The sequence below is a fragment of the Echinicola salinicaeni genome, assembly GCF_014280965.1.
GTDB classification, from domain to species: Bacteria; Bacteroidota; Bacteroidia; order Cytophagales; family Cyclobacteriaceae; genus Echinicola; species Echinicola salinicaeni.
The window spans coordinates 455,242-474,688 of record NZ_JACODZ010000002.1; the positions used below are offsets into that span (position 1 = coordinate 455,242).

Here is a 19,447-nt window from a genome sequence, read left to right on the forward strand (position 1 = left end):
TTTGATACAATATCAATGACCAATCTTCAAAGAAAGCCCAGTCTGGGAGAGGCTTTAGTCCCTATTATATTTCTGATTCTATTATTGGTGATCAATATCCGTATTTTTGGAACTGACAGCTTATCTGGTTCCAACCAAATGGTCCTGATTATTTCATCAGCAGTTGCCGGCTTGGTGGCTATCCTTAGGTTGAAAATAGGCTGGGAACCTCTCCAAGAAGGAATTGTAAACAGTATTGGAGCGGCTATGCCTTCCATTCTGATATTGCTTTTGATTGGGGCCTTGGCGGGGACATGGCTGCTTAGTGGCATTGTTCCAGCCATGATTTATTATGGACTTCAGATATTAAGTCCGGGGATATTTTTAATAGCGGCCTGCGTGGTGAGTGCTATTGTTTCTATTGCTACAGGGAGTAGTTGGACAACAGTTGCCACTGTGGGGGTGGCATTATTGGGGATAGGTAAGGCATTGGGATTTGAAGAAGGGGTGATAGCGGGAGCTATTATTTCTGGAGCTTATTTTGGTGATAAGATGTCGCCACTTTCTGATACGACCAACTTGGCGCCGGCTATGGCTGGAACAGATTTATTTACCCATATCAAACATATGACTAAGACCACCACCCCGTCTATTTTGATCACACTGGGGATTTTTGGTGTCATGGGCTATACGATCAGTGCAGAAGGTTCTGTAGAACAGGTAAGGGGGATTTCTGAGGTGATTTCTGATAAATTCAATATTTCTGGTTGGTTATTTATTGTTCCAATATTGGTATTGGGAATGATCGTGAAAAAGGTGCCCGCAGTTCCTGCACTGCTCGCCGGGGCATTATTAGGAGGGGTCTTTGCTGTGATCTTTCAGCCACAAATAATTCAAACCATAGCTGATGAAGCAGAGACTGATTATGCTTACCAGTCATTCAAGGCGGTGATGATGGCACTTTATGGAGATATTAGTGTTGTTACTAGTAATGAGATGGTAAATGATCTTTTATCCACCGGAGGCATGGCGGGGATGTTAAATACGATTTGGTTGATCATCAGTGCCATGATATTCGGGGGGATTATGGAGAAAAGTGGAATGCTAGTAGTAATCGCAGAAGCAGTTATCGCCAAGGTCCATTCTTTGGGTTCTTTAATAGCTTCTACAGCTGCTACCTGTGTTTTCTTTAACCTTACCACCTCAGATCAATACTTGGCCATTTTGGTGCCTGGAAGGATGTATGCAGATATTTATAAGAAACGAGGTTTGAAGGGAGAGAATCTAAGCAGGACACTTGAGGACAGCGCCACAGTGACTTCCGTATTGGTGCCTTGGAATACATGCGGGGCCACTCAGGCTTCCGTTTTGGGTGTTGCTACCATGACTTATGCGCCCTATTGCTTTTTTAATATAATTAGTCCCTTTATGACTGTATTGTATGGTTATTTGAAATTGGGGATTAATTATTATACAGAAGATGAAATGAGAGAAATTCAAAAAGAACTGGCTGTATGATACCTTTTAAGATTGGAAAAGAACAAGTAAATGAGTTACCCCTCGGGCATTTTGAGGGAGATATAGTGCTTATTGAGGATGAGAAGCTGGTTCCTGAAGCTATTGATGAACTTAAGAAATATAGGTTGATTGGTTTTGATACCGAAACCCGACCATCTTTTAGAAAAGGGGTGAAATATGATGTTTCCCTTTTGCAATTGTCTACACCGGAAAAAGCTTATTTATTCCGCCTAAATCATGTGGGCTTTCCTAGTGAGGTGAAAAAACTTTTGGAAGACCCCAATAGGGTGAAAATCGGCGCTGCTGTGAGAGATGATATCAAAGCCCTAAAAAAGCTGGATCCATCCTTTAAGCAGGCTAGTTTTTTTGACCTAAATGAGGAACTCAAAAAGGTAGGTTTTCATAATGTGGGGGTAAGGAACCTCAGTGCAATGGTCTTAAACATCAGGATTTCAAAATCTGAACAAGTTTCTAATTGGGAGGCAGAGAAACTGAGCAAAAAACAGCAGCTTTATGCAGCAACTGACGCATGGGCATGTTTGGAAATTTTTGAAGAACTTTACAAAAAGGGGTATTTGGACGAGTTATTCTCTAATCAATGATTTTAACAGAATTTATATCAGTTAATTTATCCATTACCTCTTCATAAAGAGATGCTCTAATGGAAAGATGCATTAGGCAGGTATTATCAAATTCCTGCTTTTTTATTTCCAATTCATCATCTTTGATCAACCTCATGACATCGTTCATATCCAGGTAGTCAAAATAAAATTTAACCGTCTTTTTTATGATGGCAGTAACGATTTTTCCATTGGATACGGCCTCAGCGGCAGCGGTTTTATAAGCATGGATTAATCCACCAACTCCCAGTTTTGTGCCACCAAAATATCTGACAACAACTATTAGTGCATTACTTAGATTGTTGGATCTTAATTGCCCAAGAATAGGATCACCAGCAGAATGGTTAGGCTCTCCATCATCATTGGCGCGGAACTGTTCCTGATCCTTGCCAAGGATATAAGCATAGCAATGATGCCTGGCATCATAGTATTTCTTTTTTAATCCTTCAATCTTTTCCTTGATCTCTTCCTCATTTTCTACGGGATAGGCATAAGCCAAAAACTTACTGCCTTTTTCTTTATAAAGTCCCTCTGATTCCCCTTCCAAGGTTAAAAAAGTGTCTTCTGCGTTCATAATTATTGATTCCTCTTTCTTGCTCAAGCAGCCAAAAGTAAAACCTCTTTTATGGATAGACAAAAATATTGGCTAATAATGCCCTTTATTTTGATGAAATGGAATAATTGAAAAAGGTGTTTTAATTCTTTAGGCTTAAAGTAAGGAGGCATGGTGAAAATATTTAAATTAGCCATTGATATTATAATTTAAAAAAGCGATATACGTAGTCATTAGAATGGTTGAACCTTATGTTTTTTCTTTGGGAGCAGTGAAGCGTGAAGCTGGAAATCTTTGCTTTTGGAACCAGGAAATTTTTCCTTTTGAAATAGCGCGTTCTTTTTGGATAACCGAGGTTCCGGCTGGCGAGAAAAGAGGTGTGCATGCGCATTATTCTGATGAACAAATTACCATATGTTTGCAGGGAAAGGTTACTGTGGAATTAGAGGATTTGGCCAAGAGGAAGTATCAGTTCGTTTTGGATGATCCAGCGGAAGCCCTTTATTTGCCAGCTATGGTTTGGTCCAGTTTTACCTTTGATGCTAACAGTGTTTTATTAGTGCTTTCCAATAAGCCTTTCTCAGAAGCCGATTATATCAGAAATAAAGTTGATTTTGAAAAACTCCAAAATGGATCCTAAAAACTATGAATTTGTAATTCGTGAAAATCCAACTGATGTTCATGATTACTTTTTGCAAGAAGGTATATTATCCAAAGGTGACAGGTATTTCTGTGCCAAACTTCTGAAAAAAAACAAAAGCAAAATGTTATTGTATTTTGTTGTACTTTCAGATGGCCATGTTGTATCTCTTAAAAACACCCCCTTTGGTGGTTTTTGGGTAGAGAAAAAGGTGTCATCTGAAGCTGTTCAGTTTTTTTTGGAAGAATTGATCATTGTGCTAAGACAACTTTCCTGTAGGTCTATAAAAATAGTCCAAGCTCCTGACTTATATGAACATAATAATCCCTTGATCCATTATATGTTATCTGGTTTTGGTTTTGAGCTTAAAGGAATGCTTCTCCATCAGTTTTTGGAAGATAGGAAGGTCATCAAGGGACTTTTAATGGCTAAGCTACCTAAGCATAAAAAGAAGATGAAAAAACTGGGCTATACCACTGAGCTCGGGAGCATTAAAAACTTCAACTTTTTAAAGGATATCAAAAATTGGCGTAAGATTAGAGGACATGAATATAATGTGCAGGAAGAAAGTTTGATCAATCAGATCAGCAGTTTTCCTGATAGGTACTTTTTGATATCAATTTTTCAGGAAGGAATAGCCGTTTCACATGTACTTTGTGTGAAATTGACTAGTAATAGCTTGTATTATTACCTTCCTGCTATTAATCCTCAAATGCAGGTAACTTATAGTGGTGAAGCCATGATCATAGAAGTTATACAATTGGGAGATAGCTTAGGGGTTGATTTTATTGATTTTGGTTCTTCAGATTTAGATGGAGAGGCCAATCATAGTTTAATTCGGTTCAAAAGTAAATTTACCAATAGCACCGCCAATAAATTGACTTGGGTTTTGGAGCTTTAAAATTGAGGATGGAAAATAGCTTGGTTTCTATAATCTGTATTTGCTATAATCAGGAAGATTTTGTCGTAGCCTCGCTAAATAGTGTGCTCTACCAATCTTATAAGAATATTGAGCTTATCATTGTTGACAATGGCAGTAAAGATGGTAGCGAAGAGAAAATCAAATCCTGGCTAAATGAAAGAGGACGCTTAAATCAAATAAAAACTATATTTCATTCCCATTCTATTAATTATTGTAAAGCCTTTAATGAAGCCCTTCAATTGGCCAATGGAGATTATATAATAGATCTTTCCGGAGATGATGTACTTTTTCCTGAACATGTTGAATTGTCTGTAAAAGCCTTGAAAATTTCTCCCGAGGCTGCATTATGTTCTTCAGATGCTGAATTATATGAGGAGGAAACCCAGAAGATAGCTAATTTTTTTCCGCTTTCGAATAAATTTCTTCCAAGCGGTTGGGAACCAAAGGGGAATATTTATAAAGAAGTTGTTGGGAACCATTGTCTGAGTACACCAACAATGGTTTTTCGATCAAGTATTTTAAAACAGGAAGGGGGCTATGATGACAACTTGGTTTATGAGGACTTTGATATTATAGTAAGGCTTGCCCGTAAATATAACTTTGCCTTTAGTTCTCATATTGGTGTAAAAAAAAGACTCCATAAGACTTCATTTGCTAAACAACAATATAAAGCTCGCGAATCTAAAATGCTTTGGTCAACCTACAAAGTTTGCCAAAAGATTAAGGGCATGAACCAATCCAAGGAAGAAGATTTAGCCTTGGTCTTCAGGTGTAAGCATGAGGCAAAGCATGCCCTTGCCTCAGCAAATTTTGAAGTTGCTCGATGTTTATTGGAACTAGCTGTAGAATCAGGAGCAAAAGGGCTCGGCATTATATTTCTTAAAGCTTGGTGTTTCCTAAAGCTTGATCTTTCTTATATGTATAAAATTTACTCGGGAACTTAACCCACAACTACCTCAATGATGTTTTTTGGGTCAAAATATTTTTGGCCAACTTCCATAATTTCCTCTGGTTTGAAGGATCTAAAATAATTCAATTGCGCTTCATAGAAATCATAATCCAATCCTGCATGATGTATGCCCTTAAAGCGGTTGATCAGGTCAAAAGCATTACTGAAATTGGAAAGGAAATGTCCGATCATATAATTCCTTACTGTTTCTATTTCCTTTTGGCCAATAGGGATGGTTTTCAGCAATTCAATTTCCTTATATACTTCCTCGATGACTTCATCAGCATAGCTTTTTTGGACATCAGCCATCACTACCCAGTAATCAGCTTTTTCCAGGCTACCAATTGAGCTATAAATTCCATAAGTGTGCCCTTTGTCTTCGCGGATATTCTTGATCAATCTGCTTCCGAAATACCCCCCTAATATAGTGTTAAAGACGGTGAGAGAATGGTAGTCGGGATGTGTTTTAGGAATTAGGTGTTGTCCTAATCGGATGCTGGATTGTACTGATTTATCCTTTAATTCATTGATCCTTTTTTCTGGCCATATTTGAAAATCAGTGCTAAGTTTTGATGATTTTATGATTTCCAGATTTTCAAACTCTGAGATGATATTATCAATTTCAACCTCATTCAAATTCCCAATGACAAATATCTCTGGCTGCACCAGAAATTTGTGTTGGTAGAAATCATTTAATTTTTCAGGAGTGACCGCATCGACATGCTTTTCTTCAGCAATAAATCCATAAGGGTGGTCAGTACCGAAAATGGCTTTTCTATAAAGCTGATTAGCCCTGGCGCCATTTTGTTCACGTTGTAGTGAAATGGTAAGGGCTTTTTGGGATTTCCTTTTTTCTAATTCCTTTTCGGGGAAAATCGCATCTGTAAGTAGGTTGCGGAATACTGGCAAAACGCTACCAAAATGCTTTTTAGTGGTCAGTAGAGAGAGGCCTTGCTGTTCGAAGGAATAGATGATGTCTACCTCAGAGGCATAATGGTCAAAGAAATGATCCAGTTCGGGCGAGCTCATTTCTTTGGTCCCTTCCAATAGCATGTGTAAGGCAAAAAACGGCACCAATGAATCTTCCTCTTTCATTTGAGAGTTATTTGAAAGCGTAATTACTTCCAATTTGATGGCATCGATTTCTGGGGTAGGAATAAAATACAAAGGGACTCCATTTTTTAGAGTCCGCTTTTCGGGTTTTATCAATTCTATATGCTCCGGAATTTTGAATTGTGGAGCTTTGGACCTATCGAGAGTTATCATTACTGCGGTATATTATAGGCTAGGGAGAAACGTAATGTTTCTGCCAAAGGGTGATTTTGTTTCTGTGGTACGAGGTAGGAAAAGTCAAAGCCAAAGCGTTTGATGTCAAAACCTACACCCATGGTGAAATACTGTCTTCCACCTTTGTTTTTGTTTTCATGGAAATAACCTGTCCTAACGGCAAATTTTTCAGCGTATTCATATTCCACACCAAAGGATATCATCAATTCCTGCATTTCCTCGCTGAAACCATTAGGTGCGTCAGTAAATGATCCGAACATCCCACCTAGTAAAGGCCTGTTAGGGTCTTTTCCTTTAAGGATGATTGGATTCCCATTAGCATCTGTTTTAAGAGAACCGTCCTCATTTCTGTCATAAATGGGTGGTGTTGGTATTAATAGCTTGTTGATATCAAAAGCAAATGTTAAATCATTATTGTCATCCAATGCTATTTCCAAGGCAGTACCTAAGCGTAAGTTGGTGGGGATATAATCTAAATCATCAGCACTGTTATAAGTGATTTTTGGACCAATATTGCTAATGTTGGCACCAAGGGACCAATTGGCTTCTTTTCCTCCAAACAATACTTCTTTGTTGTAATAAACACCTACGTCAACGCCGACACTGATTCCGGGTTTGCTGTCACTGCCTCCTCCTGAACTGATGTTTCCTGAGAGATTGGAGTGAATAAACCTTGCAGATATACCTAAAGAAAGGTTTTGGGATAATTTTCTGGCATAAGTACTTCCTATGGCAATATCCCTTGGATTAAACTGTCCAATATCTTGTCCGGATCCATTGGTAAGTTGAATATCACCCATGTTAAAATACCTGAGATCTAATCCAAAAGTGGACATTTCATCGATTCTCAGATAACCCGTTAGGTAATTTAAGGACATGTCAGGTACTAATTTTCCTAACCAGGGAGAATAGGACAAGGAAAAACCCATTTTGTCTTTTACAAAAGCCAGTTTTGCTGCATTCCAATGTGCTGAGTTGGCATCTGGTGAAGTGGCTACACCAGCATCACCCATTGCAGAGTGTCTGCTGTCTGGAGCAAAATTCAAGAAGGGAACAGCTGTAATGAGTACTCTTCGACCTTCATCTTGACCAGAAAGGACAACAGAATTGTTCTGAGCTTTAGCCGTTATAACAGTTAAGCAGAGTCCAATTAAAAAAATATAGCCTTTTAAATAACCACTTGATATCTTCATTGAATATTTATTTTTCCAATAGCCTGATCAGAAGATCCATCCTCTTCACTGAATAGCTGTAATTTGTAAATATAAGTTCCTTTTGCGGGAATTTTGGTGATGTCACGCAAAAATATCCATTCTAAATCTATGATTTCGGGATCAGCTTTTACTAAACGTTTACTTGTTGAATATATTTTGCTTCCCGTCATATTATATATGTTAAGCTGCAAATTTATGTTTTCATCTGGGCGATTATGTTTGATATAAAAGTGACTGATATTACTGGTTGGGTTAGGGTAGGTTAAATGTTCGAGTATCCTTAACCTGTTACTCCCCTCAACGCTTATTTCCAAGCTTTCAGTATTATGGTTACCAAGGTTGTCAAAAGCGGTCAGTTGTAAAATGTTTATACCTTCCTCGAGACCATTGATTTTGGTATCAATAAAGCCTTCCTTATAGGAACCATTTAGAGATCGATAAAACATACTGATATCTATTGGCGCATTATTGTTTACCTTCAATGAAATGTTTTGACCTTCTGGAATACTGGAAATCTGGATGCCGTTTTCGTCGTTAATTTTGGCCAGTAAACGGACTTGCTTAGATGATATGGTACGAATATTATTTAGGCTATCCTCTGCAAATAACCGAATGAGTGGACCTGTTTTGTCTTCAGGGATTTCTTCCGGTTTTCCCCCGATAAGTACTGATTGGGAGCCAAAAGCTTCCTGCTTACTTTGGGTGTCAATAGCGAAAACCCTGATTTTTCCTTTTTCAAAGCTTTCGTGAATTTGAGGGCTGATGAATATTTCTACTTCAAATTTACCTGCAATCACTTGACCTGTTCCTCGGAATAGGCTGTTTTCCTCTTTTGCGTATTTAATTGCTGGTCCCTCATCTCCCAAGGTTTCTACTTCAATAGCTTTATCCTGAAGATTTAACTTGAAATCTCCCTCGAAGTTTTGAATTTGCCCCCCCGTTAGAGGATCAATAATCCGTCCTTTGATAAGGAACTTTTTGCCTGCTTTGAGGGTGTCTACTTTGAGGTCTATTTCTGCCGTTTCAATTTCTGTCTGAATCCCCAAGTCTGGTAAAGCCAATCTCAGGCTTGGATCCCCTAAGAGTGAGAAGTTTCTATTATATGGGCCATTGAGGCTATTGTTTTTAGTCGCTTTGAATATATCACCAAGGCTTAAGTATTGCCCCTTGTTTTGGCTAAAAAGTGCCGCAATAAAAGCCTTGTTTAATTCAAAGTTGATACTGCTGAACACAGGTCTTCCAGTCGTCAATAAGGCTATCGCACCTTTTTTTTGTCCCATTAAAAGTTCCTCTGCACCTGAACGGATAAATGGGCTGTCATGTCTGCCAAATTCACAAGTAGCAGTGACAAAAATTGGATAATGATCGCTTTCAGGCCAGTTTTTTAAATCACTGATTTGAAAAATGCGCTCGGCCATTAATGTGTTTTCATTACCATGGCCAATATAATTTAGCAGAAATATACCTTCATCTAACTTATTATTTAATGCTGATTTAGCAGCCGGAGAGGATTGATAATCTCCTTCCTGAACTTGTTCATAATTGTCAAGATACAGTTGTTCTGTAAAAAATTCTGGATGATTATCTCTAATGGACTGTATATGTGTTTCGCTATGTTTTAAATGAATATTATTATCACCATCATCAGCCATAAAAAGTAATTTGGATTTCCAATCCCCCAATTGTTTCGCTGAGTTTTCATAATGGATGATTTTGTCCACTACATTTTTTGCTTCTTGAGAATTGATTACGGGTATCCTTCCTATACCAATATTTAACAGAAGGTCTCCTGATTTATTCTCTAGCCAATCTCCTTGGCCAAATTCAAGAAATCCAAAGTAGTCATCAGAGCTATATGAGGTCAATGGATTAAGGCTGTTTCTGGAACTGTAGGTAGGAACTAAATTAGGACGGCCATCAATGATGTATTTATAGTCAAAGGTGCCCTTACCCATAAAAAGGACGTTTTTTAAAAGACCGGATGAATGATATTGATCAGCCAAAAAGTTCCTGATAGCCGTAAGGTCTTTAGTGCCGTAATTATATGCGTCATATATTTCTTGAGGTGTAATGGTTTGGCACGTGATTCCCCTTTGCCTTTTATGATCAGCCAATCGGTTGGATTGATATAATAATGAAGGGGCGGAAATGATGATCAATTCCGCCTTTCCATTATTGTTTCTTGGACTTAAATCAATATTTTCTGGTGCTGGGATGTTCTTGACGATTTCAGGATTGAATACGACCAGGGCTTTTTCTTTAGGTAGGTCGAAATAGTCTCTATCACTTTGAATGATTAAGGGCTGGTCGAAATTAGTGATATCCCAATATTTTAGATTTTCCCTATGCCTAATAGATAGGGGAGAGTTTCTTAAAGTGTAGTATATTCCAGATTCAAGCTGCTGAACGTTATAAGGCAGTCCCAGTAGAAAATAATCCAGAAACCCAATTCCATTGCCATTTCCTTGCATTTCAAGATTAAAGCTAGATATAGCTCCCAGTTCGGTATGATTAATGAATCCATGATCGAAGCCTTCTCGCCCTTTAAGCCCATAGGTGGAATTAGGGACTGCTGAGATATCAATTTGTGAAAAAGTATTGGAGCCGGTTCTGATGCTTAAGGTGCTATTCGAAAAGGACTGGGCCATGACTTGGGTCTGGAAATAGATTTGTCCCTCGTCATAGGAGGGGATAGGGATATTAAAACTAGAAATTCCACCAGGGAATAGTCTATTACTGTACCATTTCCTTCCAGAAGACAATAAGTTTTGAGCTTCTTTCTTATAGGTATATACTTGATATAAAAAACCTTGATTGGATGCTGAACTTGAATAGTCAATTTTATCTATCCTTTTGGGCTGTTTTTCATTGATCTTTATCAAGTAATAGGCGGTGTCAGTATAGATATGGTGTTGATAGTGGATAGAATCTGCACTGATGGCTATAGAATGGGGGCCTTCCAAGAATACAAAAAGCTGGTTATTAAATACCTCTCCCGGGATTTCTTGAAGTTGCAGTTCTTGACTGTCCAGTTTTTGGGGAAGCATTCCTTTTCTACCATAAATACTTATTTGGTCTATGCTGGAAGCACCAATTTTTTGCAAATCTGCTTGGTCAATTTTATAAATTCCGGATTGGATTACAGGGAATTTAAAATAGTTGGATTGGGCATATAGGCTTATGGACTGACAAAAAATTATCAGACCAGTCAGAAGAGATAAAAATGTTATGTTAAGGCTAAATTTCATGCGGTTTTATCCAACTCTCTACCAAAGAAAGCAAAATATAACCTATAATAACAAATGGGACACCGGCAATGCCTAAAGAAATGATACTAATAAGACCTATTAGAATGGTCAAGTATCGAAATATATTATCTTTCAAGGCAAAGTTTTTAAATTTTAAAGCGATCAATGGCAATTCAATGGTTAACATCAATGCCATTATTATCGAGAATGTAAGCAGGATATAGCCATTGGATATGAGTTGGTCAGCCCATTCAAATTTATTGGACAGAAAAGGTAAAGTGCATAAAAGAAGTGCATTGGCAGGGGTAGGTACTCCTATAAAGCGATCTGATTGCCTAGTGTCAATATTGAATTTGGCCAGTCTCATTGCTGACTGAACTCCAATAAAAAAGGATAGAAACGGGGTGTGGCTGTCCGGAAAGGCTTCCGATAGCATTTTGAAGATGACAAATGAAGGTAAAACGCCGAAGGTTACCAGGTCTGCCAAAGAATCCAATTGTTTTCCGATCTCACTATGTACTTGAAGTAATCTGGCCACCATGCCATCCAAGAAATCAAAAATGGCAGCAGCTATGATAAAATAGGTGGCATAAAATAACTTTCCGTCCAATACAAAGAAGATGCCTGCCATACCGCTGACCAAGTTCAGACTAGTGATGGCATTAGGGATATGCTTTTTGATGTTCAAAATTGTGCGTTTTTACCTACGAATGGATTATGCGTTTTCTCAATGCCAATGGTAGTGGCAGGTCCATGCCCTGGATAAACCTTTACATCATCAGGTAAGGTGAATAACTTGTTTTTAATGGCATTGAGTAATGTTTGGTGGTCACCACCGGGAAGATCAGTTCTTCCTATACTGCCTTGGAATAATGTGTCTCCTCCTATGCAAGTTTTAGATGCTGGATGATAAAATACTACATGCCCAGGAGCATGCCCCGGTACCCATATGATTTCCAGTTCAGTATTACCGAAAGTGATTTTTTCACCCTCATCAAAGAAAATTTCAGGCTCACATTCCGCAAAGGCCGGAAAACCATAGTTAGCAGCATAACTACTTACAGACCTTAATACGACCTCTTCTTTTGGGTGGATTTCCAGTGGTAATTTGTAGCTGTAATTAATAAAATCATTCCCCAGAACATGGTCAATATGGCAATGCGTGTTGAGCAACCTTACTGGTTGAAGCTCATTCGATTCTATAAATTTTTTAAGTTGTTCCTTTTCATCTTTTTCATAGCAACCAGGATCTATGATGACCGCTTTTTTCGTATCATCATATAAAATATAGGTGTTTTCTTGGAAAGGATTAAAGGTAAAAGCTTTAATGTGGAGCATGTCCTAAACATTTTTGAATTCATGCCAAAATAACGAAGAAAGAATTTAATTTTGGGTATGGAAGTGGATTTTTTACTCATTGGTCAAGGTATTGCAGGGACGGTATTGTCCTATAAATTGCATCAGGCAGGGAAGTCTGTTTGTATTTTGGATAAGGCTACAGAAAATAAAAGTAGCCGGGTGGCTGCAGGCTTGTTTAATCCCATTACAGGGAGAAAAATGGTTAAGACTTGGAACGCAGATAATTTGTTTCCGGAAATAATTCCCTTATATTCTGAATTGGAGCGATTATTAGGCAAAAAGGTAATTTATTCTAAGCCCATTTACAGGCCTTTTAATTCTATTGAGGAGCAGAATGAATGGATGGGGAAAAGTATAGAAGCAGGCTTGCAAGCTTATTTATCCGATGTGCGGGTTAACTCCCTTTACCCGGAAGTTAATGATCCTTATGGTGGGATTATGCTTAAGAACTCGGGGTATGTGGATATAAATACTTTATTGGATGGGTATATGGAATGGTTCCAAGAATTTGGTGTCATCAAAAATGAGGTTTTTGATGAAAGTCTTTTGGTAGAAAAGGGCGGGGGATGGAAATATAAGGATATCGAAGCCAAGAAAATTGTCTATTGTAATGGACTAGGAGCGATGAAGAGTCGGTTTTTTGATTGGTTGCCTTTTGCCCCGGTGAAAGGAGAAATATTGGAAATGAAGGATGATTTTGTCCCAAATGAAATAATTAATCGTGGTGTGTTTCGAATTACCATGCCGGATAATACCATTAGAGTTGGGTCTACCTACAGTTGGCATGATTTGGACATTGGTCCGACTGAACGTGCGAAGAAGGAGATTTTTGAGCGGTTAAATAAAATTGTACCGACGGAGGAAAAAGGATTGATTAGTCACAGAACAGGGATTAGACCAGCCACAAAAGACAGAAAGCCGTTTTTGGGAAAACATCCTGAAAGCGAAAGCGTTTATATATTTAATGGCTTTGGAGCCAAAGGAGTTTCTTTAGTACCTTATTACAGTGATATAATGTTCGACTTATTGGAAGGGGGAGCCGAACCTGAAAAAGATGTTAACATAAGTCGATTTTTTAAGTATATTTAGAACAAAGACAACAAAAAAGTTAAATGAAAGTAAAATTAGTTGTTATTTATTTTACAATATTATGGCTTGGTTCTTTCAGTGTTTCAAAGGCCCAGTTTGATCAGGAAAGATTTGGGAAAAACCGCATCCAGCACCAAGAGTTTGATTGGTATTTTTTTACTTCCAATAATTTTGAGGTTTATTATTATGGTGGTGGTAGAGACAATGCTAGAATGGCCATAGACTATCTGGAAAATGAATTTGAAAGAATCACCCAATTAATAGGTTATGTAGCCTATACCAAACCAAAAATTTACATCTATAATAGCCATGAAGAATGGTTGCAAAGTAATGAAGATCTTTTTGAGAATAATTATACAGTAAACGGCCAGACTTATTTTTCAAAGCTATTGGCTGAAGTGCCTTACACTGGTGATATGGCATCGTTTAAGGAAGAGCTGTTATATCGTACGACAAAAGTGATTTTGGAAGAAATGCTGTTTGGCAGTACAATCGCAGATGCTTTTCAGTCTAATTTGATCACTAGTTTTCCAAATTGGTTCATCGATGGGGCAGCTCTTTATTTGGCGAAGGGATGGAGCTTGGAAATGGACGATTATGTGCGACATTATATAAATAACAATAAGCAGCCTAAATTATTCAAGTTGGATCATAAAGAAGCGGCCTTGGTAGGGCAGTCTATATGGAATTTTGTGGTACAACAATATGGTAAAAGGTATATTTCAAGCATTTTAAATCTTAGTAGGATTAATAGAAATGAAGAGAATAGTATATCCAATACTTTAGGGATAGGCTTTAAAAACTTTGTAGAGCAGTGGAAACAGTATTATGGTCGAATAAACGAACCTGTATTTTCTACTTTTAAAGATGTCAATGAAAAAAATACCATTGCAAGTACCAAAAAGAATGATGAAGGTTCTATTAATGATATTAAATTCAGTCCAGATGCAAAACACTTGGCTTATGTAATTAATAATGATGGGAAGTTTAAGGTCATCGTGAGAGAAATCAGTACAGATAATGAGGTTACAATCTATAAAGGTGGCTATGTGACCGATGATCAAGAACCCAATTTTACTACCCCGGTAATTGCTTGGAGAGATACTTTAAACCTAACCATTGCCACTTTTAAGAAGGGACTGACCACTCTTAGAATGCGAAGCATTGACGGAAGTAACCAGGATAAGATTTTTCTTAGGAATATCACCCAAATCAATAGCTTGGACTTTTCTCCCAATGGGAAAAATATGGTGCTTTCTGCCATGGCAGGTGGGCGAACAAATATTTATACGCTCAATTTAAGAGGTCAGGGAAGAAGATTAACGAATGACGTGTTCGATGATATCACTCCGGTATTTCTCAACGACTCAACTATAATTTATTCCTCAAATAAGACAGACCTTCCAGATAGCGTGATGAGTAAGGCGCCAGATGTGAGGAAACTGCCTGAATATTTTAACCTGTTTAAAATCGATTTGGGGGACAGTATGGTGGTGTCAAAGTTGACTAATATGAATTCCAAAAACTATATGCCAAGGGTGATGAATCAAAATTTTGTTTTGCACCTGAGCGACCAGAGTGGAATAAGAAATGTGATGAGGCTAGGTATTGGAAGTGATATATCCAGCCAAGTATCCGCTTTTAATACCAGTGTAGAAAGCTTTGATTATTCTCCTTCTACCAATAAATGGGCTTATGCGGTAAATGATGGAATCGGCAGCAGGATCGTTTTGGAATCCTATCCCAACTTGGATCAATTTACTCCAGGAACCCCAAGGGTACAGCTATCCCAGGCCAAGGCACTCAATGAAAGATTAGCTGCTAGGAGATTGGAGAATCAACAAGAGAACAATCAAGTAGCGGCAGAAGAGCCAGTGATAGAAAAACTTAAAGAGGCAGTACAGGATACAATTACATTACCCAATAGAGCGACTGGTGCGATCAATATTGATAGGCTACGCTTTGAAAGTAGAGGGGGAATCAATACTGATAATTATGTTTTTGATACTGTACCAAGTCCAGATCAAGAAGAGCCAAATACTACCAGAACTGGTAGAAGTAGTATTTTGGAGGCATTCAGAAAACAAAGCCTTAAAAATACGGTTAGGGGACCAAGGTCATATACTCCGCAGTTCATGGCGCACAGTTTGAGAACTACTTTTGTGGTAGATCCTTTACGGGGGTTTGGGATTAATATTGATGGTCAAATGACGGATCTATTGGACAACCATATTTTTAAAGGAGGGATAATGACTACCCTGGATTTTAGGTCCGGTAGTGATATTTTCTTTGAATATCAGTATTTGAAAAGTAGGATAGATTTTAGAGGTAGGTTTGACCGCAAGGCATTGGTGATTGCTGAGGGAGATGTTACCTACCAAAGATATGTATTGACCAAAACAGAATTAGGCTTTTCTTATCCATTTACCGTTCATAGTAGGTTTACGGCAGCTCCTTTCTTTGCAAAGACCCAATATTATAACCTCAATCCGGATTCTTTAATTAGAGGCGGGGATGGCCCTCAGAATAGATTTGATGTCAATTATATTGGAGGTAAGGCTGAATTTGTGGTGGATAAGACCAGACAGTTGGGTTTATATATGGAGCAAGGCTTTAAAGCTAAGGCTGGGTTTCAACATTATCAAGGAATTGGAAAGGCAGATCGGTCATTTAGTAATTTCTATTTTGATTTAAGGAACTATCAAAAGGTTCATAAGAATATTACTTTTGCCACCAGATTATATGCTGGGTCTTTTATGGGCAATAACCCACAGAGTTATTTGGTCGGCGGTATGAAAAACTGGTTATTTAATGAGTTTTATGAGCCACCTTCCAATAGGCCTGAATCTTCACCCATCAGGAACAGTGACGGTAGGGAAAACTCTAATATTCTTTTCGCAGAATTTGTGGATTTACGGGGGTATGATTATGATGAGATTAGGGGAAGAAATGTGATTACCTTTTCAGCAGAATTGAGGATTCCATTGTTTTCTTATCTCTCCAGAGGTAATATAGCCTCTAATTTTATCAAAAATTTCCAGTTAGTTGGTTTTTATGATGCTGGATCCTCTTGGGATAAATCTGCGCCTTGGGAGCGGGTAAATGACCAGAACACTGAGGTTATCAATACAGATGGTTCTCCATTTGAGATCACCCTTAATAACTTTAACAATCCTTGGTTGCAGAGTTTTGGAGGAGGTTTGAGAACGGTATTATTGAACTATTATGTGAAGTTTGATATAGCTAGGCCAATCAGGAATTATGATGTGGAGAAGACCAAGTTTTACGTGACCCTAGGCTATAATTTCTAGAATGATTGTTATTTTATTTGTTTAAGTTTGTGGCATGATTAAATCCATGACGGGCTATGGTATAGCCAATTTTGAAAATGAACACTATATTATTAGTGCAGAGATCAAAACACTCAACTCCAAGTTTCTGGACTTAAACCTCAGAAGTCCGCGTCAATTTTCCGATAGAGAAATTGAACTTAGGGCCTTGGTAGGAGATATTCTAGGAAGAGGGAAGGTGAGTTTGAATATAGAGTTTACAGCCAAATCAAGCAGTGATCTGCCTGTAAGTATCAATCAAGATCTATTTGAAAATTATTTCAATACTTATAAAAGTATGGCCGACAAAGTGGGTTTGGATGGAGGCATGGATTTGTTCAGAATGGCTGCACAAGCACCCAACGTGGTTACTTCATTAAGTGAGAAATCTGATGATCCAGAAGAATGGGAGGCAGTGAAAAAAGTGGTCATAGAAGCGGCTGAAAAATGCGATGAATTCAGAAAGGATGAGGGAGAAACTTTGTTCGGCAAATTCAAGGAAAATCTTGAAGTAATCACTTCAGGTCTGAACCAAATCCAAGAGGAAGAACCTAAGCGTAAAGACAGAATTAAATCGCGTATCCGAAACAATTTCAAAGATTGGATGGAAGAAAATAGTTTTGATGAAAACCGTTTTGAGCAGGAGTTGATCTACTATTTTGAAAAATTGGATATTACAGAGGAAATTGTCAGATTGGGAACGCATCTGAAATATTTCGATAAAACCATGTCCAATGGTGCCAATCAAGGCAAAAAACTTGGGTTTATTGGCCAGGAAATTGGTAGAGAAATCAATACTATAGGTTCCAAAGCCAATGATGCCAATATTCAAAGGCATGTAATTATCATGAAGGATGAATTAGAAAAAATAAAAGAGCAGGCACTGAATATCATCTAGTCAATGATAGCTTATATCCTTGACGAGAATACCCTCTAATAGATTTATTGAATACCCATAGAAATGAAACAATACCATCAATTATTACAGCATATTCTAGATAATGGAACCCAAAAAGGAGATCGAACAGGGACGGGAACATTAAGCGTTTTTGGCTATCAAATGAGGTTCGACTTACAGGATGGTTTCCCATTGGTAACAACCAAAAAATGCCACCTAAAGTCTATTATTCATGAGTTGTTGTGGTTTTTGAAAGGGGAAAGCAATATCAAGTATCTTAAAGATAATAAGGTGTCAATATGGGATGAATGGGCTGATGAAAATGGAGACTTAGGACCGGTATATGGGTATCAATGGAGACACTGGCCCGATGGAAAAGGTGGTGAAATAGATCAGATCAAAAATCTTATCCATCAGATAAAGACCAATCCCAATTCCAGAAGGTTATTGGTCAGTGCCTGGAATGTGGCGGACATTGATAATATGGCTTTGCCACCTTGTCATACTATGTTCCAGTTTTATGTAGCGGATGGTAAGCTTTCCTGTCAATTATATCAAAGAAGTGCAGACGTTTTTTTGGGTGTGCCTTTTAATATCGCATCCTATGCTTTGTTTACCATGATGATAGCACAGGTTTGCGGTTTGGAGCCTGGTGAATTTATTCACACTTTTGGAGATACTCATTTGTATTCCAACCATCTTGAGCAGGCCAAATTGCAACTTACAAGAGATTGCAGGCGACTGCCAAGTATGAAAATCAACCCTGAGGTAAATGACATCTTCGAATTCAAATATGATGATTTTGAACTATTGAATTATGATCCTCATCCGCATATTAAAGCACCTGTAGCGGTATAGTTTGGGGATAAATTAATCGAAAATCTTCTCAATAAAGGAAATAGGTTTGGTGTCAAATTCTATTTCCTTTATTTGTTTTATATAGGCAATGCCTGTAACGTTACTGGTAAAAACTTGCTCGGCGTCTAATAGGATTTCTGCTTTATATTCACCGATGTTTATTTTTTTTCCAGTTTTTTGAATGGCCTCAATAATTTGCTTTCTGCCCACTCCGGCGATACAGTTGCAATGAAGTGAAGGGGTGTAAAATTCCTGATCTTTTGTCCAAAAAATATTTGCAGCACCTGCTTCTGATACATTGCTTTTATTATCCAGAAGAATGACCTCATCCATTTTCTTTTCTATGCGTTCAATATTTGCCATAACATAATTGAGTGCATTTAAGGTTTTGCAATTGGCCCAAGGTGAAGAAGGGATGTTAATGGAGGAGCTTATATAAGCTTGGTTTTTTATAGTTATTGCCTCGGAATAGGCTTGTATCATGATCATTTCTTCAGCTGTAGACTTTGTGGGAGAGTATTTTCCTAATCCTGCTCTAAAAATGTTCCACCTGATTCTGAGCTTGCAGGTTTTTCCATATTTTTCAACTAGGAATTCTTCCAGCTGATTGATGGAAGAGCAGCCTGCAGCATTAATTTTCAATTTTTCCAAACCTAAATGTAATCTTTCTTTATGAGCGTTGGCAAACCTGATTTTTCCATCTACGAAAATCATTGTCTCAAATAGGCCATCTCCAAAAAAAGAAGCCCTATTTGCCAGCTGTTTGTCAATTTCTTTAAATTGTTTATCCTGATTTGGTGAAAGAAAAACGGTTTCAAATATGGACATTGTTGGTTAAGAATTGGCTGGGTATTTCCGATTTTTTATCAATATTGTTAAAATTAAGTTAAAATATTTCAAATTGAAGCCGATATTTTGATTTAAAATGGAGAATGAAAGATAATTGAATCTTTAATAGTAGATTAGCATATTAAAAATAGAATT

Annotated in this window: 16 protein-coding genes; 9 read left to right on the plus strand and 7 right to left on the minus strand. The window is 37.8% G+C overall.

The window, feature by feature from the left end; genetic code table 11:
• The first annotated feature begins 15 nt into the window (after positions 1 to 15).
• Together nhaC and H7U17_RS05115 are read left to right on the plus strand one after the other, a co-directional pair.
• Positions 16 to 1,497 (plus strand): Na+/H+ antiporter NhaC, encoded by a 1,482-nt coding sequence (gene nhaC / locus H7U17_RS05110; protein ID WP_186755570.1) that lies wholly within the window; start codon positions 16 to 18, stop codon positions 1,495 to 1,497.
• On the plus strand, positions 1,494 to 2,099 hold the full coding sequence (locus H7U17_RS05115; RefSeq protein WP_186755571.1) for a 3'-5' exonuclease: 606 nt from the start codon (positions 1,494 to 1,496) through the stop codon (positions 2,097 to 2,099). The genes nhaC and H7U17_RS05115 overlap by 4 nt, the downstream gene beginning before the upstream one ends.
• Here the strand turns inward: H7U17_RS05115 and H7U17_RS05120 are convergent.
• On the minus strand, positions 2,089 to 2,691 hold the full coding sequence (locus H7U17_RS05120; RefSeq protein WP_186755572.1) for an IMPACT family protein: 603 nt from the start codon (positions 2,689 to 2,691) through the stop codon (positions 2,089 to 2,091). The two genes, H7U17_RS05115 and H7U17_RS05120, sit on opposite strands and share 11 nt — an antisense overlap.
• A gap of 217 nt (positions 2,692 to 2,908) precedes the next feature.
• On the opposite strand from H7U17_RS05120, the gene H7U17_RS05125 reads away from it, so the two are divergent.
• Genes H7U17_RS05125 through H7U17_RS05135 form a run of 3 tightly spaced genes read left to right on the plus strand, consistent with a single transcriptional unit; the run spans position 2,909 to position 5,176 of the window.
• Positions 2,909 to 3,310, plus strand: coding sequence for a sugar 3,4-ketoisomerase (locus H7U17_RS05125; RefSeq protein ID WP_186755573.1), 402 nt, complete (start codon positions 2,909 to 2,911; stop codon positions 3,308 to 3,310).
• Positions 3,300 to 4,211 carry a GNAT family N-acetyltransferase gene (locus tag H7U17_RS05130; protein ID WP_186755574.1) on the plus strand — a complete coding sequence of 304 codons (912 nt, stop codon included), beginning with the start codon at positions 3,300 to 3,302 and terminating at the stop codon, positions 4,209 to 4,211. Before H7U17_RS05125 ends, H7U17_RS05130 begins: the two co-directional genes overlap by 11 nt.
• 8 nt (positions 4,212 to 4,219) lie before the next feature.
• On the plus strand, positions 4,220 to 5,176 hold the full coding sequence (locus tag H7U17_RS05135) for a glycosyltransferase (protein WP_186755575.1): 957 nt from the start codon (positions 4,220 to 4,222) through the stop codon (positions 5,174 to 5,176).
• On the opposite strand, the gene H7U17_RS05140 is transcribed toward H7U17_RS05135, so the two are convergent.
• From H7U17_RS05140 to H7U17_RS05160, 5 genes are read right to left on the minus strand one after another with little or no spacing between them, the layout of a single operon-like run.
• Positions 5,173 to 6,447 carry a M16 family metallopeptidase gene (locus H7U17_RS05140; RefSeq protein WP_186755576.1) on the minus strand — a complete coding sequence of 425 codons (1,275 nt, stop codon included), beginning with the start codon at positions 6,445 to 6,447 and terminating at the stop codon, positions 5,173 to 5,175. The genes H7U17_RS05135 and H7U17_RS05140 overlap by 4 nt on opposite strands.
• Positions 6,447 to 7,661, minus strand: a complete 1,215-nt coding sequence (porV, locus tag H7U17_RS05145) for a type IX secretion system outer membrane channel protein PorV (protein WP_186755577.1) — start codon at positions 7,659 to 7,661, stop codon at positions 6,447 to 6,449. The genes H7U17_RS05140 and porV overlap by 1 nt, the downstream gene beginning before the upstream one ends.
• Positions 7,658 to 10,930 carry a type IX secretion system sortase PorU gene (porU, locus tag H7U17_RS05150; RefSeq protein WP_186755578.1) on the minus strand — a complete coding sequence of 1,091 codons (3,273 nt, stop codon included), beginning with the start codon at positions 10,928 to 10,930 and terminating at the stop codon, positions 7,658 to 7,660. Before porU ends, porV begins: the two co-directional genes overlap by 4 nt.
• Positions 10,920 to 11,618 (minus strand): CDP-diacylglycerol--serine O-phosphatidyltransferase, encoded by a 699-nt coding sequence (pssA, locus tag H7U17_RS05155; RefSeq protein WP_186755579.1) that lies wholly within the window; start codon positions 11,616 to 11,618, stop codon positions 10,920 to 10,922. The genes porU and pssA overlap by 11 nt, the downstream gene beginning before the upstream one ends.
• On the minus strand, positions 11,615 to 12,268 hold the full coding sequence (locus tag H7U17_RS05160; RefSeq protein ID WP_186755580.1) for an MBL fold metallo-hydrolase: 654 nt from the start codon (positions 12,266 to 12,268) through the stop codon (positions 11,615 to 11,617). The genes pssA and H7U17_RS05160 overlap by 4 nt, the downstream gene beginning before the upstream one ends.
• A gap of 57 nt (positions 12,269 to 12,325) precedes the next feature.
• On the opposite strand from H7U17_RS05160, the gene H7U17_RS05165 reads away from it, so the two are divergent.
• The 4 genes from H7U17_RS05165 to H7U17_RS05180 all read left to right on the plus strand — a co-directional run bounded on the left by H7U17_RS05165 (position 12,326) and on the right by H7U17_RS05180 (position 18,463).
• A complete protein-coding gene (locus H7U17_RS05165; RefSeq protein WP_186755581.1) occupies positions 12,326 to 13,378 on the plus strand; it encodes an NAD(P)/FAD-dependent oxidoreductase in 1,053 nt (350 codons plus the stop codon).
• Between the two features lie 23 nt (positions 13,379 to 13,401).
• The gene (locus H7U17_RS05170; RefSeq protein WP_186755582.1) at positions 13,402 to 16,689 is read left to right on the plus strand and encodes a biopolymer transporter Tol; all 3,288 of its coding nucleotides are present in this window, start codon (positions 13,402 to 13,404) and stop codon (positions 16,687 to 16,689) included.
• A 34-nt stretch (positions 16,690 to 16,723) separates the two neighbouring features.
• Complete coding sequence (locus tag H7U17_RS05175; RefSeq protein WP_186755583.1) at positions 16,724 to 17,605, plus strand: YicC/YloC family endoribonuclease; 882 nt, start codon at positions 16,724 to 16,726, stop codon at positions 17,603 to 17,605.
• Between the two features lie 63 nt (positions 17,606 to 17,668).
• Positions 17,669 to 18,463 (plus strand): thymidylate synthase, encoded by a 795-nt coding sequence (locus H7U17_RS05180; protein WP_186755584.1) that lies wholly within the window; start codon positions 17,669 to 17,671, stop codon positions 18,461 to 18,463.
• A gap of 12 nt (positions 18,464 to 18,475) precedes the next feature.
• Here H7U17_RS05180 and H7U17_RS05185 read toward each other — a convergent pair whose 3' ends face one another.
• The gene (locus H7U17_RS05185; protein ID WP_186755585.1) at positions 18,476 to 19,291 is read right to left on the minus strand and encodes an aminotransferase class IV; all 816 of its coding nucleotides are present in this window, start codon (positions 19,289 to 19,291) and stop codon (positions 18,476 to 18,478) included.
• Between the last annotated feature and the right edge of the window lie 156 nt (positions 19,292 to 19,447).